At 68.1% G+C, this 12,464-nt stretch carries 13 protein-coding genes and 2 pseudogenes; 9 read left to right on the forward strand and 6 right to left on the reverse strand.

Annotated elements, in window-relative coordinates; translation table 11 throughout:
- Positions 1 to 48 precede the first annotated feature (48 nt).
- The 3 genes and pseudogenes from ACFQBT_RS11100 to ACFQBT_RS11110 all read right to left on the reverse strand — a co-directional run bounded on the left by ACFQBT_RS11100 (position 49) and on the right by ACFQBT_RS11110 (position 2,686).
- Positions 49 to 960, reverse strand: coding sequence for a F510_1955 family glycosylhydrolase (locus ACFQBT_RS11100; protein ID WP_377822704.1), 912 nt, complete (start codon positions 958 to 960; stop codon positions 49 to 51).
- Positions 957 to 2,448: pseudogene (locus tag ACFQBT_RS11105) on the reverse strand (multicopper oxidase family protein). Before ACFQBT_RS11105 ends, ACFQBT_RS11100 begins: the two are co-directional and overlap by 4 nt.
- A gap of 34 nt (positions 2,449 to 2,482) precedes the next feature.
- Positions 2,483 to 2,686 carry an SHOCT domain-containing protein gene (locus tag ACFQBT_RS11110; protein WP_377822706.1) on the reverse strand — a complete coding sequence of 68 codons (204 nt, stop codon included), beginning with the start codon at positions 2,684 to 2,686 and terminating at the stop codon, positions 2,483 to 2,485.
- 200 nt (positions 2,687 to 2,886) lie between these two features.
- Here ACFQBT_RS11110 and ACFQBT_RS11115 point away from each other — a divergent pair, with 200 nt between their 5' ends.
- The 3 genes from ACFQBT_RS11115 to ACFQBT_RS11125 are packed head-to-tail and all read left to right on the forward strand — an operon-like array spanning position 2,887 to position 5,186.
- A complete protein-coding gene (locus ACFQBT_RS11115; protein WP_377825457.1) occupies positions 2,887 to 3,612 on the forward strand; it encodes a response regulator transcription factor in 726 nt (241 codons plus the stop codon).
- Positions 3,609 to 4,763 (forward strand): sensor histidine kinase, encoded by a 1,155-nt coding sequence (locus ACFQBT_RS11120; RefSeq protein WP_377822708.1) that lies wholly within the window; start codon positions 3,609 to 3,611, stop codon positions 4,761 to 4,763. Before ACFQBT_RS11115 ends, ACFQBT_RS11120 begins: the two co-directional genes overlap by 4 nt.
- A gap of 33 nt (positions 4,764 to 4,796) precedes the next feature.
- Positions 4,797 to 5,186, forward strand: coding sequence for a hypothetical protein (locus tag ACFQBT_RS11125; protein WP_377825594.1), 390 nt, complete (start codon positions 4,797 to 4,799; stop codon positions 5,184 to 5,186).
- Positions 5,187 to 5,188: 2 nt separating this feature from the next.
- Here ACFQBT_RS11125 and ACFQBT_RS11130 read toward each other — a convergent pair.
- From ACFQBT_RS11130 to ACFQBT_RS11140, 3 genes and pseudogenes are all read right to left on the reverse strand, one after another.
- Positions 5,189 to 5,353: pseudogene (locus tag ACFQBT_RS11130) on the reverse strand (hypothetical protein); the annotation flags it as partial.
- Positions 5,340 to 7,496: a tyrosine-type recombinase/integrase gene (locus tag ACFQBT_RS11135; protein ID WP_377822710.1), complete on the reverse strand. Its 2,157-nt coding sequence runs from the start codon at positions 7,494 to 7,496 to the stop codon at positions 5,340 to 5,342. The pseudogene ACFQBT_RS11130 and the gene ACFQBT_RS11135, both read right to left, overlap by 14 nt.
- The gene (locus tag ACFQBT_RS11140) at positions 7,493 to 8,614 is read right to left on the reverse strand and encodes a tyrosine-type recombinase/integrase (RefSeq protein ID WP_377822712.1); all 1,122 of its coding nucleotides are present in this window, start codon (positions 8,612 to 8,614) and stop codon (positions 7,493 to 7,495) included. The genes ACFQBT_RS11135 and ACFQBT_RS11140 overlap by 4 nt, the downstream gene beginning before the upstream one ends.
- A gap of 78 nt (positions 8,615 to 8,692) precedes the next feature.
- On the opposite strand from ACFQBT_RS11140, the gene ACFQBT_RS11145 reads away from it, so the two are divergent.
- The 6 genes from ACFQBT_RS11145 to ACFQBT_RS11170 all read left to right on the forward strand — a co-directional run bounded on the left by ACFQBT_RS11145 (position 8,693) and on the right by ACFQBT_RS11170 (position 12,446).
- Positions 8,693 to 9,151, forward strand: a complete 459-nt coding sequence (locus ACFQBT_RS11145) for an HNH endonuclease family protein (RefSeq protein ID WP_377822714.1) — start codon at positions 8,693 to 8,695, stop codon at positions 9,149 to 9,151.
- A gap of 30 nt (positions 9,152 to 9,181) precedes the next feature.
- A complete protein-coding gene (locus tag ACFQBT_RS11150) occupies positions 9,182 to 9,436 on the forward strand; it encodes a hypothetical protein (RefSeq protein ID WP_109685057.1) in 255 nt (84 codons plus the stop codon).
- 2 nt (positions 9,437 to 9,438) lie between these two features.
- A complete protein-coding gene (locus ACFQBT_RS11155) occupies positions 9,439 to 10,086 on the forward strand; it encodes a hypothetical protein (RefSeq protein ID WP_109685059.1) in 648 nt (215 codons plus the stop codon).
- 103 nt (positions 10,087 to 10,189) lie between these two features.
- Positions 10,190 to 10,429 carry a hypothetical protein gene (locus ACFQBT_RS11160; protein WP_109685061.1) on the forward strand — a complete coding sequence of 80 codons (240 nt, stop codon included), beginning with the start codon at positions 10,190 to 10,192 and terminating at the stop codon, positions 10,427 to 10,429.
- Positions 10,430 to 10,818: 389 nt separating this feature from the next.
- Entirely contained in the window at positions 10,819 to 11,694 is an 876-nt protein-coding gene (gene dprA / locus ACFQBT_RS11165) for a DNA-processing protein DprA (protein ID WP_109685065.1), read from the forward strand.
- A complete protein-coding gene (locus ACFQBT_RS11170; RefSeq protein WP_109685067.1) occupies positions 11,691 to 12,446 on the forward strand; it encodes a nucleotidyltransferase domain-containing protein in 756 nt (251 codons plus the stop codon). The genes dprA and ACFQBT_RS11170 overlap by 4 nt, the downstream gene beginning before the upstream one ends.
- Positions 12,447 to 12,464 lie beyond the last annotated feature (18 nt).

Genomic DNA, 12,464 nt, shown 5'->3' on the forward strand with positions numbered 1-12,464 from the left:
GCCGGTGGGGCTGCGGCTGGATGAAGGGTGGGTCAAGATCCCGCCGCCTCAGGAGACGAGGGTTTCGGCGGTTTCGCCCGCCTCGGTGATGCGCAGGACCTTTCCATCGACCACGACGATGATCTCGAGCTGGCCGTCGGTGCCGTGCTGGGCGAACAGCGCCTCGGCAGCGCCGATGCTCTTGGGATGAAGGGTCCACGTGGCACCGGCGTCGTTGCTGGTCGCCAAGTGCCCACCAGTGGTGGCGGTGACGATGGTCCGTTCGTCGGCCCATGCGACCAAGAGTGCGGCCTCCGGCGAGGCGAGCTTTCGCCAGGAACCGCCGTCATCACCGCTGATGAGCAGGCCGGCACTCGTCGTCGCCAGGAGCGTCCCGGAGGTGGGGGCGGCAGCCAGCGCCCGGGGCGGGGCAGCGATGGAGTGGGTCGTCCAGGTTCGCCGATCGGTCGAGGTGCGCAAGGCGCCGTCGAATCCGGTCACGCTCTTGGGCCCGACGGCGAGGGCGTGGAAGTCCGACTCTCCGCCTCGGGAGGCGACCTGCCAGGTGCGGCCGGCGTCGGTTGAGGTGAGGAGGCCAACCGGCTGGGGCAGGTCGACGCCGACCCCAGGGTGTCCGGAGGCGTAGTAGGTGCCGTCGGGGCCGACGGCGAAGCTCATCAGGTCGATGATCGGCCCGTTTTGGCGCAGCTCACCGTCGACCTGACGGAAGAGCCCCTCGTGGGTGGCCAGTAACAGCTCGTCCGTTTTGGGGTCACGGGCGACGGCATGGATGTGGGTGATCGCCACCGGCTGCTGCACCTCGGCAGGTGTCGCGAAGGTTGTCGGCGACGTGGTGGAGGGCGTGGTCGTCGTGGCGGTGAGCTTTGGAGCCGTGGTGGGGGTCGAGGTGCACGCAGCGAGAACGGCGAGGCCAAGGATGGCGGTGGCAGCAGCCGTGGTCCGCCGGAGTGGGATCGTCACTTGGTGTACTCCAGGGCGATCATCATGCCGGCCTCGGCGTGGTAGATGTTGTGGCAGTGGATCATCCAGTCGCCGGCGTTGTCGGCGTCGAGGTCGATCGCGAAGGACTGCATCGGTGCCATCAGGACGGTGTCCTTGCGTAGACCCGACGGCAGCGCGAACGTGTGGCCGTGCAGGTGCAGCGGGTGGGTCATCATCGTCATGTTGACGGCGTTGATCCGCAGCCGTTGCCCGGCCGTGACGGTGAGGGCTCGTTCTTGCCGAACGGGGCCCCGTTGATGCCCCACCGGTAGGGCTTCATCGAGCCCTGGAGATTCAGGTCGACGGTCGCATCCGGTGCCTTGGTGGGCAGCTTCGCGGATTCGGCCGGCTGCAGTTGGGAACCGATCAGCACCTGCCCGGCGAACTCGGGTGGGGTGACATCCGCACCGGGTGCGCCGCCGCCCCCGGTGCGGACCAGGGCCATGGCCTGGCCGCCGCTGGCCTTGCCGAACGGCCTGGCCACCAGCGGGAACGCCCCGTCTTTGAGGGTGACGACCGCGTCGTAGCGTTCGCCCATCCCGATGTAGAAGGCGTCGACCTCGCTCGGCTGGACCGCATGCCCGTCGGTGTGCGTGATGGTCATCCGGTGCCCGCCCAACGCGACGGTGAAGATCGTGTCGGAGGCCGCGTTGATGATCCGCAGGCGGACCTTCTGGCTAGGTTTGGCGGTCAGGACCTCGGGATCGGTCGGCGGTCTGCCGTTGATCAGGAAGAACGGGTAGGTGACATCGCCGGCGTCGCCCCACGGCCCGGAGCCCATCGACATCCCACCCATCGACCCATGGTCCATCCCGCCCATGCCGCCCGAGGATGCGGTGCCGCCGTCGGCGATGAGCTTCTTGAGCACGGCGTCGGGGGTGGTGCCGGTGCCGTCGATCCAGTCGTCGAGGACGACGATCCACTCGGCGTCGTATCCGCCGGGCTCGTTCGGGTCGTCGACCACCATCGGTGCGTACAGGCCCCGGTCGAGCTGGACGCCGACATGCGGGTGGAAGAAGTAGGTGCCGGGGTCGGGGACCGTGAACTCGTACACGTACTTGGCGCCCGGCTTGACCGGGTCCTGGGTGAGACCGGGGACCCCGTCGGCGGCGTTGCGCAGTCGGATGCCGTGCCAGTGGATGGTGGTGTCCGCAGGCAGCTGGTTGTCCAGCGTGATCCGCAGGAAGTCGCCCGCTGTAGCGCGCACGAGGGTCCGGGTGCGGCGTCTCCGTACGCCCAGGTCGACACCTGCCGTCCGCCCAGGTCAAGGGTCACCGGTTTGGCTGTGAGGGTCTTCTCAACCAGTTTCTGACCCGGGGTGGCAGAGACCGGGGCCGGGGCGCCGAACGCTCGGGACGGCATACCGGTCGAGCCGCCGGAAGACGTGCAGGCGGCCAGCGTCGCGGTCGTCGCGACCCCGAGAGTGCCGAGCAGCACGTTACGGCGGGAGAGCAGGGGCGAGGACATTGATGCCTTTCCGGGTCGGGTCGAGCAGACAGAGTCAGTGGCCGTCGACGATCAGACGGCGCCGCTGCTCGTACTCCTCCGGGGTGACCTCACCGCGGGCCAAGCCCTCCTTGAGCAAGGTCAACGGGTCCGGACGGTCACCGGCAGGGTTCGTCCGGTCACGTCCGGGAAGCAGCGCCCGGATGGCCAGGACGACGACGAGCCAGAACGCGAGCGTGCCACCCCCATGACCAGCCACATCCCCCACCCCATGCCGAAGCCGTTGCCCCACATCATGAGTCGACTCCTTCCGTTGACTCCGGTCGTGCCCAAGAATGCCAACACGATCAAGCCTCGGCCCCGGACGTCATGACCGGGTCGTGGCTGGGTTGAGGTTTGACGAAGATCGCGAGCAGGCGCCCCGTGGTGCCGTCTCGCGTGAGCGTCGGCTGAGGGAAACTGTCGGGCGTGAGCACCCCAACTCCGGCCCCGGTCGCGAAGGTCCTCGTCATCGAGGACGAGAAAACTCTCGCGGGGATAATTGCCGCCTACCTGTCCCGCGCCGGATACCAGGCGAGGGTCGTGCACACCGGACCCGAGGGTGTCGAGGCCGTCCGTGCCGAGGGGCCCGACGTGGTGATACTCGACCTCGGGCTGCCCGGACTCGACGGCATCGAGGTGTGTCGCCAGATCCGCACCTTCACCGACTGCTACGTCATCGTCGTCACCGCCCGCAAGGACGAGGTCGACACCCTCATCGGCCTGTCCGTCGGCGCCGACGACTACCTCACCAAACCCTTCAGCGTCCGCGAGCTCGTCGCGCGAGTCCAGACCGTCCTGCGCCGACCCCGCACCGGCACCCCGCGTCTTCATCGTCAGGAGCCAGTGTGGGTGTTCGGGGCTCTCCACGTGGACTCGGCCGGCCAACAGGTCCACCTCGCCGGTGACCCGGTGGCGCTGACACCCACGGAAAGAGACCTGCTGATGACCCTGGCGCAGCGGCCCACGATGGCCTTCTCCCGCCGCCAGCTGATCGACGCGATCTGGGGTGACGACTGGGTCGGCGACGAACACCTGGTCGACGTCCACATCGCTCACCTCCGACGAAAGCTCGGCGACGACCCAGACACGGCCCGCTACATCAGCACCGTGCGCGGCATCGGCTATCGGATGGGCAAAGGATGAACACCCCGTCCGGACCCCGCTCGTTCCGCGGCCGCTCGTCCGGCGCCCGCTCGTCCCGCGGCCTCGCGTCCCGACTGCTGGCCGGGCAGTCCATCGTCCTGGTCGCCGGCGCCCTCACCGCCGGACTGGTCGCCACCCTCATCGGCCCCCCGATCTTCCACGACCACCTTCTCCAAGCCGGCCACCAGCCGAACTCACCCGAGCTGGCCCACATCGAGATGGCCTACCTGGACGCCTCCCTCATCTCCGTCGGCGTCGGGCTGGTCATCTCCCTGCTGGCCGCCACGGCAGTGTCCTGGTTCCTCACCCGACGCCTGCGACGCCCCCTGGACCAAGTCACCCACGCCGCCCGAGAGCTCAGCAGAGGGCACTACGCCACGAGGGTCCCATTGGTCGGATCCGGCACCGAGCTCGAGACCCTCGCAACCGCGTTCAACACCATGGCCGCCCGGCTCGAGGGCGTTGAGGACACCCGCCGGCGGATGCTCTCCGACCTCGCGCACGAGCTGCGGACCCCGATCGCCACCCTGAGCGCCTACCACGAAGGCCTGCACGACGGCATCGCCTCCCTCGGGCCCGACTCCCGCGCCGCTCTGGCCGAGCAGACCGAGCGACTCGCTCGGCTGGCCGACGACATCGACGAGGTCTCCACAGCCGAGGAGGGCCGCCTCGCCCTCGACCCGCAGGACCACCGTGTTGCCGACCTGCTCTGGGCCGCCCACGAAGGAATGCGAGACCGCTACGCCGCCCAGGGCGTCAACCTCGTCATCGACCCCACTAGCGGAGCGGGCCTCCACGTGAACGTCGACCGACAGCGCATCGGGCAGGTCCTCACCAACCTCCTGACCAACGCCCTCCGGGCGACCCCACGCGGAGGCACCGTCACTGTCGCGGCCCACTGCGAGGGGGCGGAGGTCACGATCACCGTCACCGACAACGGCGAAGGCATGACACCCGAGCAGATCGAACACGCCTTCGAACGCTTCTACCGGGGAGACGCGGCCCGCACCCGGGACCGCACCGGCTCAGGCATCGGCCTGACCATCAGCAAAGCCATCGTCGACGCCCACGGCGGCAGCATCACCGCCACGAGCCCAGGTTCCAGCCTCGGGGCAACCTTCATGATCACCCTGCCCACCGCCGCTCAATGACCAGCGCCGCTGAGGAGTAGGGACGGTCGTGACTTGGCGCATCGTCTGGCGCAGGGCGAGTTGGGTTCCTTCGAGGTCGGCGACGGCCGTGTCGCGCTCACGCTTCATGGTCGCGAGTTCGGCGGTTGTCGTGCGGAGTGTGTCCTGAAGTCGCGTGTTCTCCTGCTCGAAGACTCGGAGCCGTTCAAGGAGCTCCCGCTTGCTGTGAGCGTCGACCTGGTCGCCGAGGTCTCGTTGGAGTCTGCGTCGGAGCCGGTCGCGTTCGTCGCGCAGGTCGCGGATCTCGGCCCGGGCGTTGGCCAGCTCAGCGCGGAGACCGGGCAGGCTGCGGTCGTCCAGGGTCTCGTCGCCTCAGCCGCATGGTGGTCGTGCTGGGCGCGGATGGCGGACTCGATGGCCCACCGGATGGTCGGGTTGTTGTAGACGAACCAGGTCGAGACGCCCGCTGTCCGCTGGACCTCGACGAAGGTGACCCGCGTCCCGCGCTCCAGCATCTGCTCGATAGCTGCGAGGGTGTGGGTCTGCTTCTTGGCTGCGGCGGCGCGGCGGTTCGCCACGAGCCGGTCGGTGCGCGAGTCAATGGTGGTCATCGGGTCTCCGGTGGAGGCTGTCGGTGGGGATGAGGGCGACCTGGCGGGCCTTGCGCAGGTCGGTGCAGGCGGACTCGATGGCCTGTCGCTCGGGGGCGGGCATGGCGATCATCTGCCTGCGCATGGTGTCCGCGATGCGTTCGTAGGAGGTGATCTGCTCGTCGAGGTTGTCGAGTACCCAGCGGGCGACGTCTCCAGCGCGGGCGACGGCCCGGTCGGCGCGTAGCTGCGCTTGCTGTTGTTCGATGGCGGCGAGGTAGGACGGGTCTGGCCGGTAGAAGCCGCAGCCGCTGCACTGGAACCGGATCGGGCAGCTCTTGCCTCCGGCCTTGACGTTGCTGGGTTCGGTGCAGTTGCCGTACGCGGTGGCGACGCTGGCACGTTCGTAGGCGAGCTCGGACGGGAAGGGTGCGGGGGCGCCGTTGCGGTCGAGGGCGAGCTGGGCGACCAGCTGCACGGCCATCTGCTTCCGGGCGAGCGTGACCCGGTAGTACCCCATCGTCGTCTCGATCTCTCTGTGGTCCATCAGGTCACGCAGCACGTCGATGGCGGTGCCGCCGTCGGCGTGCCGCTGGGCGAAGGCGTGCCGGAAGCCGTAGGGGTCGATGCGCTCAACTGGGAAGGCGGCAGCGTCGTCGGACAGCCCGGTGGGTTGGGGAACCAGTGTGAGCCAGGCGACGAAGGCCCGACGGTACTGGCTGCCGCTCAGGTGTCCGCGGCGGGCTCGGTTCCGTGCGCCGGGGGTGGGGAACAGGTAGCCCCTGCAGCCCGTGGGGATATGCATGGTCGCCAGTCGGGCGGACCACGCCTCGATCACCGATGCTGTGGTCTGGTCGATGGGCAACCGTCGTCGATGCCGTCCGGCCTTGGTGTTGTCGTAAATCAAGGACGGCTGCCCGCTGGTGTACTCGATGGGCCGCTCGGACAGTCGGGCCACCTCGCTGGGTCTGCGCCCGGTGTCGCGCAGGACTTGGTAGTAGACGCGGTACATCTCGCGCAGCTCTTCAGCAGTCCACCCGTACGGCTCGAAACCCGAGGAGGTACCGAGCAGGTGCAGGTGAGCATCAAGGTGGGCGATCCACTCCTCGGGAATCGCCCGACCGATGTCGTCCTCGCTGGTCTCGACCGCGCCCATCATGTGCTCGGGTCGCACGGCGAAGGTGCCGGGAATGGTGTCCATCAGCCCCGCGGCACGGGAGAAGTCGATGAGCCGTCGCCACCAACCGGTCAACGACCGCCGATGGCTGGACGAGTACGCCGCACCCGTTTTTGGGTCGACGGCGGTGTGGAACGCCTGGCAGATCGCGGTCATGTCACCGGCACGGAGGCCCCTTGGGTCGTCGCCGCTCGGACGACCGGTCAGCACCGAGCTCGCGATGGCCGCGGCCTGCAGGTACCGGTGGCAGTCGGTAACCGCCGGCCGCAGCGCGCGCAACGCGGCGCGGGTGATGTCCCGTAGCCACGGCTGCCTGATCACGGTGAAGTCGAGTTGGCCGGACACAGCCGTGTAGGGCCGCTCCCTCCCAGCGCGGAGCCCCACGACTGCGCAGTCCCAGAGGTCACCGCTAGTGCCGTCGTCCCCCGCATAGACAGTGCTGAGGCGGTGAACGGCCTGCTGAACCGATCTGAGCAGTGAGCGCTCCAGGCCAGAGAACGACCCGTCGGTGAGGGTGCGGAGGCTCTCCGCCTCTGCCGGGAGCTTCTCGACCAGGAGCCGCACCTGCTGCGGTCGGATCGCGAACCGATTCCGGTCGCGGTCCTGCAGACCGAACAACAGCTCATCCCGGACAACGGGGTGCAGCCCCGCCAGACAGAATCGTGCAGCGGTGTCGGTCCAGGCTTTCCACTGCGGGTTGGGCACCCGAGGCGGCAGTGGTTCATCCGGCCCGAGTTGGCGGCGAACCTTGCGGCATGCCGAGCACCAGGACCGTGCCCCGTCGACCACGATGCCGCAGCCGGGACGCAGACAGGTCGAGATGTCGGTAGTTGGTGAACCGAGCGACCCCACGAACATGAGTGTCTCCGGGTCCCACTCCGACGCTCGCCAATCGATCTCCAGCGACTCGCTGAGGAAGTCTGCCCACGAGACGCGGGCCGCGGGCGGACTCTCTGCTCTCGGGCCGGTGAACGCGACGACGCTCATGCCCGCCGCCCGCGAGCAGCGTGCACCCTGGTGACGGCCTCACGCATCCGCTCATCTGAAGCATGCAGGTAGATCGCGGTCGAGGCCGGGGAGGCATGGCCAAGTAGTGCCTGCACGACATCAACATCGCTGCCGGCCTCGACCCAGGCTGTCGCAGCCGAGTGCCGGAACATGTGCGGTGTAGCCCGGAAACCGCAACTTCGCCCGAGCCGGGTCACGAGCTTGTAGACGTTGGAGTACGTCATGGGCTGGCCAACGGCGGAGCCTTCGTAGTTCACGAACATGTAGCCGCTCTGCCGGTCGCCGAAGCGCATGAAACGTTCGTGCTGGTAGTCGCGGTAGTCGGCGACGAAGACATCAGCAACGGGCAGGTGCCGTGGCCGTCGCGACTTCGCGAGGGCACCGTTCTGGTTGTCGGTGCGCCGGTTGACGTGGAGATGCGCCCCGGCCACCGCGCAGCCCAGCGAGCGGGAGTTCGGCAGCAGGTGCACGTCCTCGGTGCGCAGGCCAAGAGTCTCGCCGATACGCGGCCCGCCATCGTGCAGCACCCGCAGCAAGAAGCGGTCGCGTGCCGACGCGGCCCGGCTTCGCATCGCTGCGACCTGCTCCTCGCTGAGCACCTCCGGAGGCTGCTCGATCAGGTTCACCCGCAGCGCGTTGATCCGCGCCCGGCGGAACTGGCCGCTCTCCCCGGCGCCGCGGCGCCCCTTGGGGTGGACCCACCGGTTCTCCACCAGCCGGTTCGCGACGACCGGGTCGATGTGGCCATCCGAGGCGCAGTAGCGCAGGAACTCGGCGACTGCCGTGAGCGACAGCCCGACAGTCGCCGTCGACCTCGGCCGCCCAGTGCGGCTCGGCTCCTCCTGTAGGTGCCGCTTGTATCGAGTGAGGTCGAGAACGTTCACCGTCCGCCAGTCGACTCCTTGCACATCCGCCCAGTTCAAGAATCCGGCGAGGGCTGCCAGATAGGTTTTCACCGTGTTCGGTGACCGCTCCGCCGCTTCCATGGCGACGACAAACCCCATCGCCTCTGGATGCAGATCGAAGCCACGGTCATCGACGATCAGCCGTGTCTTCCACCCGTCTTGAAGCACCGCCCGTTCCACTTTCCACGCCACGTGAGGATCATGGCTCGTCGTCACTCACCAATGCGGGATAACGCTAAGGCACGGCGTGTCGGGCACCTCGCTACACAGGTGCCTCGCCCGACTGGCTGGGTGGAGATAACCCGTGACGACGTGCTGCGCGAACAGATGTCGGACGTGAAGCTCAAATCCGGCAGGCGGTGCATCGTGGTCGCAGGCACATTGAACGACCCGTACACGGGCAAGACGATCCATTTCGCCAAAGCCGACGCCTCCGCGGTGCAGATCGACCACATCGCGCCGCTGGCGTACGTGTGGCGGCTGGGCGCCAACACCTGGACCCAGGCTCAGCGCAATGCCTACGCCAACGACACCGCCACGGTGCTGTTGGCCGTCGACGGCCCAGCAAATGAAGCCAAAGGCGACTCCGGCCCCTCGCAGTGGATGCCCGCCAACAAGGCGTTCGCCTGCACCTATGCCACGAAGTTCACCGCGGTCCTGGTCAAGTACCAACTGCCCGTTCCGCTCGCCGATAAGGCGGCACTCACTCGCGCGTTCGCCACCTGCTGACGCCACCCAGAGAATAAGGACGTAGACACCATGCCCTCCGACACCACCGAGCCGGAAACCACCGACGTACTCGTCGTCGCGACGGTCACCGTGCGCCTCCAATGCGGCGACAACCCAATCCGGACCGAGGTCGCGGTCGACATTCCCGACCCCCGCGTCACCGACTTGGCGCTGACGACCGTGCCACGGGCACTGCGCAACGCCGCCGAGGCCGCCGATAGACACGTCCCACCCGTCATTACTCTGCCGACGGAACTCACCGATCACTTCGACGAGGACGCGTAGCCGTGGCCGACTTCTTCGACCTCAAACCCATGACCGACCGGACGTGGATCGGCCAGCACGGCAAACGCCCCAGCCAGTTCCGGGCGACGTGGGCCGACACCAAGGCCCTGCTGAAAACGGAGATCTCTCACATCACCAAGCGCGAAGCTGGCCGCCCGATCATCGAGGTCGACATCGACGCGGCCGACTTCCGGTTGGATGGTGATCTGCGGGCCCGCGCGAACTTCCGATCGGGCGCGGTCGCTCTGTACGTCGAGGCCAAGAGTGGCCCGCTGGTCTTCCGGGCAGACCGCCTGTTCAACCCGTACTACTCGGGTCCAAAAGACTGGCAGCAGAACGTTCGAGCGATCGCCAAGACCCTCGAAGCCCTGCGTGCCGTGGACCGCTACGGCGTGACCGGCTCCGGCGAGCAGTACGCCGGGTTCAAGCAGATCGAGGCCAGAGGCGCCTCGGTGATGGACCGTCCCACCGCAATCCAGGTTCTGGTCAACGCCTCCGGCACGGCCGTCACCCAGACTCCCTCCGGCGCTGAACTGATCAAGCTGCACCGGGCGGCGCGGCGCAACACTCACCCCGATATCAACAACGGCGTCCGGGCGCAGTGGGATCTGGTCGAAGAAGCCGCCGCGTTTCTCGGGCTGCGCGAGTAGGCGACACTGCTGCGTCGCAGGCGGTTTCGTGACGTAAGCGTACTCGCGGTGCGAAGGCTGGTGACGGAACAAGCGCAGCGCCTCTGCGTCGCACCGTGGAGGCATGAGAGTTATCGCCGTAACTCCCCGACACACCGGGGTCGCTGTTTCCACCTCTGACGGAGCCGCGTACTACAAGTTCGGGATCCGAGACTCTGGTAGTCCGTTCGTCTACCAGGTGTCCGGGCGCACGTTGCCCTCGATCCCTCTCGACCTGCAGGCCGATCACTTGGTGATCGCCGGCAAGCACTACCAGTTGGCGCCCCGTCACCGTGGCGTTCCCCGGCTAATCCCAGCGGGCTAATGGACCAGCACGAGAAGCGCGTACTTGCCGCCGCGTCCGTCGTGGTGGCCTGCCTGTCGCTGTTCGTCACCGCATTGGCCGCTACCTGCATCGACCCAGGGACCGGCTGGCCGGTCAACCCGTGGGCATGGTTCGTTACGCCGCTGGTGCTGGCCAACGCAGGGCTCGCGGGCTGGTTCGGCATCTTGCAGGCAGAACCACGCGAAACTGCCTCTCCCCCGCCGGGTTGGCACGGACGCTTCTGCCGCGCGCAGGGGCACCGATTCGTGCTCGGGACTTTGACTATTGTCCGCTCGGACGGCACCAGGGCTGCTGTGCGCAGTGTCAGATGCCAACGATGCGGGGTCGAGCTCGACGACTAGACAGATCTACCGTCGCACCGTGACGGAATGACAACCCTCACCGACATCTCCTACTCGGCTGCCGGCATCTTGGACGGCAAGCACGACAGCATCCGGGCACTGGTGGCCCTGTCGGTTGCTGCGGGCGGCCCGAACGCTGCGCTGGTGCAGCGGTTGCGCAACAGTTTCGCCGCCGAGGTGGTGCGCGAGGCGTCCTTGAAACCGGGCCCGCTCGCTCAGCGGCTGTCACGGGTCGACGTGGACGCCGTGCTCGACGCCGCGGATGCCGTCGGTGCTCGCTTCATCCCTGGCGACCGGCTGCTCCAACTGGCCGACCTACCCGTCCCGCCGATCGGCCTGTGGGTTCGTGGCCGCACCGACCTGCCCATGAGCGGCTTCGTCGACGCGGTAGCGGTCGTCGGCTCCCGCGCCTGCACGGCCGGCGGTAGGGAAACCGCGCACCGTTTCGCCTTCGACCTGGCCCGGGCGGGCCGCCGGGTTGTCTCCGGCGCCGCGTACGGCATCGACGCCGCGGCGCACCGTGGAGCCATCGACGCGGGCGGCGTCACGGTCGCAGTTCTGCCATCCGGCGTGGACCGGCCCTACCCGGTGGCCTATGCCCCGCTGATCGAACGCATCGCCACCGACGGTCTGGTCATCTCCGAGTACGCCCCCGGCGCTGCGCCGGCCCGCCAGTCGTTCCTGGATCGCAACCGGATCATCGGCGCCCTGTCCGGCTCGATGCTGGTGGTCGAAGCAAGCCACCGGTCCGGATCCCTGAACGCTGCCCGCCAGGCCCGCGAAATCGGCCGACCGATCTTCGCGGTGCCAGGTCCGGTCAGTAGCGACCAGTCGACCGGAACCAACAACCTGCTCTCGCAAGGGCTCGCCGCTGCCGTCACGGACGCCGGAGATCTGCCGTGAGCCCGAATCCCGCTGTGCTGCGGGTGATCGTCGGGTCGCAGGCTTACGGCGTCGCGACCGATCAGTCCGACACCGACATCATCGCGATTACCGTGGACTCACCCCAGCACCTAATCGGCCTGGGCAGCCGCACCAAAGCCACCGTGCAGCGGGACGCCGGTCACGGCGAGCGGTCACGGGCCGGCGACACCGAGACCACCACGTATCGGTTGCGGCACTTCGTCCAACTGGCCAGCCAGGGCAATCCGCACCTGTTGGACCCCCTGTTCGCCGCACCCGACATGGTGCTCGAAGTCACCGATCTCGGCCGGCAACTGCGCCAGATGCGGCACGCGTTCCTGTCGGTGCGCACCGTCCACCGGTGCCTCGGGTACGCCGAAAGCCAGAAGCAGCTTCTACTGGGGCGCGGCACCCGTCAGTCTCGAATGCCGAAGCGCCGCGAGCTGATCGAGATGCACGGCTACGACACCAAATACGCCGGACACATTCTGCGGTTGGGGATCCAAGCCCACGAGGTCGCCACCACCGGCGACCTGCAGTTGCCGATGTATGCCGGCGACCGCGACCTGGTCCGCGCCGTGCGGGCCGGGCAGGTGGCACTGTCCGGGGTCCTGTCGCGCTTCGACGCCTACGCCGACGCCACCCGGAAGGTACTGAACTCCGGGCGCTGCGCCGTACCGGAACGCCCCGACATCGCGTCAGTCGATCGTTGGCTGATCGACGCCCACCGGGACTGCTGGGGATGGGGATGAGCGCTGGCTCCTTCCCCA

The sequence above is a fragment of the Branchiibius cervicis genome (genome assembly GCF_042661605.1).
In the GTDB taxonomy this organism is placed as follows: domain Bacteria; phylum Actinomycetota; class Actinomycetes; order Actinomycetales; family Dermatophilaceae; genus Branchiibius; species Branchiibius cervicis.

Coding starts and splice junctions, on each gene's coding strand:
- ACFQBT_RS11120 (WP_377822708.1), top strand. CDS start 3,609: ATGAACACCCCGTCCGGACCCCGCTCGTTCCGCGGCCGCTCGTCCGGC.
- ACFQBT_RS11135 (WP_377822710.1), bottom strand. CDS start 7,496: ATGAGCGTCGTCGCGTTCACCGGCCCGAGAGCAGAGAGTCCGCCCGCG.
- ACFQBT_RS11150 (WP_109685057.1), top strand. CDS start 9,182: ATGCCCTCCGACACCACCGAGCCGGAAACCACCGACGTACTCGTCGTC.
- ACFQBT_RS11160 (WP_109685061.1), top strand. CDS start 10,190: ATGAGAGTTATCGCCGTAACTCCCCGACACACCGGGGTCGCTGTTTCC.
- dprA (WP_109685065.1), top strand. CDS start 10,819: ATGACAACCCTCACCGACATCTCCTACTCGGCTGCCGGCATCTTGGAC.